Origin of the sequence: Cellvibrio sp. UBA7671 (genome assembly GCA_002483145.1) — a bacterium.
Classification (GTDB): domain Bacteria; phylum Pseudomonadota; class Gammaproteobacteria; order Pseudomonadales; family Cellvibrionaceae; genus Cellvibrio; species Cellvibrio fibrivorans.
On sequence record DLHJ01000018.1, the window covers coordinates 94,300 to 96,176 of the forward strand.

3 protein-coding genes are annotated in these 1,877 nt (G+C 40.7%); all 3 read right to left on the reverse strand.

Annotated features, from left to right (window positions below):
* Positions 1 to 109: 109 nt before the first annotated feature.
* Complete coding sequence (locus B4E62_RS19085; RefSeq protein WP_310076405.1) at positions 110 to 391, reverse strand: hypothetical protein; 282 nt, start codon at positions 389 to 391, stop codon at positions 110 to 112.
* Between the two features lie 575 nt (positions 392 to 966).
* The gene (locus B4E62_RS19090) at positions 967 to 1,422 is read right to left on the reverse strand and encodes a hypothetical protein (RefSeq protein WP_331353180.1); all 456 of its coding nucleotides are present in this window, start codon (positions 1,420 to 1,422) and stop codon (positions 967 to 969) included.
* Between the two features lie 152 nt (positions 1,423 to 1,574).
* A partial coding sequence (locus B4E62_RS19095) for a hypothetical protein (RefSeq protein ID WP_331353181.1) occupies positions 1,575 to 1,877 on the reverse strand: 303 nt, incomplete at its 5' end.

Below are 1,877 nucleotides of genomic sequence, written 5' to 3' on the forward strand. Positions count from 1 at the left end.
CACAAAAAAGCTACTTAAAATCTGTCCAGTGGAGCGAAGCGGAACGGGTTTGACCACCTTGTTATGCTAAGCTTAATTGGGCTGAGGCACTAAAAACTAACTGATATTTTTACTTTTCTTTTGAATTTTCTTTTTCCCGCTTCATTAGTTTTTTAGGTCTCCAGATAATTGGTTTTGGAACTTTTCTAGGTTTGCGCCATTTAAATAGAGCAGCAACCAATTCAACGCACCATAACACTAGCCAAAGTATTAGCTCCGCTAAAAATACAGCTAGCAGAATCAATACCTCACCCGCACCTAACGCTTCTCCACCCGCTACAAAGAGGGATGCAATAGCTTCAATGATAGAGGATATAAGAGCAATAATTGCCTCTACTATTGCTGCGACCATTTCAAACCTCTATTTTTTATTTCCATATGCATAACGCTTAGTTAATGGGCAGTTTGTAAGTTGCGCTTGCGATAAACTTTCCGCAACGATTCACCAAATGCGCGACTTACGAACTGTCCCAGCGCACGCAGTGCGCGGATTCAACGCCTTGTTGTAAGCTGGGCGAACCGGTGTTGCTACAGCGAAAATACTCTTACGAAAACCACACCCATGTATTTTGTTCAACGCGCGGACTTGATGGAGCTGTAGCCCGGCGCGATTCACTTTAATTCAATTTCAGTTTTCACTAACACTGCGGAGAATTTAGCACGACAGTGAAACCTACGTGAACTTTCAGCACTCGACCACAGGTTGGACCGAACGGCAGGTGAGGTAATAGAAACTGCAAACGCTTTTCTTCATGATACCAACCAAGTGCGATTACAAAACTAAAATATTACCTTACAACGTTGTGTTCAACCGCAGGTTGTAAGTAGCGCGTTTGCGAAAAACTTCGCGTAGCGATTCGCTAAATGCGCGACTTACGATCTGTCGAGTGGAGGCGCGAAGCGCCGGAACGATGTTGGAACATTTTGTTAAATTTTTTCAATGTAGCTAATAATTGGTGCCAGTTTTTTAGCAGAGCGCATGTCTTTCCTTTCGGAGTGCTCTTTTAGCTCATTCAATGTGTCTATGTCAGTGAAGAGTCTGATTTTTAAATTGCAAAAGTCAATACGATTATTGCCATATAAGAATATTATGTATGATTGACCAAGCTCTATATCAGTTTCGCCTGCGAAAGCTTCCACAATTATTTCAGTATTTTTACTAAGAGTTCCTTTAATTGTAGAAAAAATTTCAAACGATATTTTGATCTCTCCGCCGTAACCATTATTTGGAAAAAACTCACCTTTTGAAACTCTGCCGAAAAGTATATCAGAGGCTTTTTCAATGTGCGTTTCCACAGGATCTCGCATTGGATCATAGCCTGGGCACTCGAACGCCATGACAGGAGCCACCATAAAAAAGAGAAGTGCAAAAAATGCTCTCATGTTTCTCTCGTGTAATTTAACGTTGTGTTCAACCGCAGTTTGTAAGTAGCGCATTGCGATAAACTTTGCGCAGCAATTCGCTAAATGCGCTACTTACAAACTGTCGAGTGGAGGCGCGAAGCGCCGGAACGGTGTTGGAACACCTTGTTATATTATTTGAACTTGGAAGCTGTGAATTCAACAGCTAAAATTACGATAGCTATTATTAACATTAATGGAGTAAAAACAAGAAAGGCGCTTATATAAATTAGCCCCCATAAGGATTCTGCAATAGCTTTCAAAAACTCTACTTCTAAAAAACATTGATTAATACTACCTGTGTTCGCACTCCAACTATTACAGTTAATTAAGGAGATAGTGGGTATGATAAAAAAAGCTGTGTAAGCTAAAAATCTAATCGCTGTAGAATTTTTCATTTTTGCTCCCTCAATATAACGTTGAGCGCAGGGGCGCGT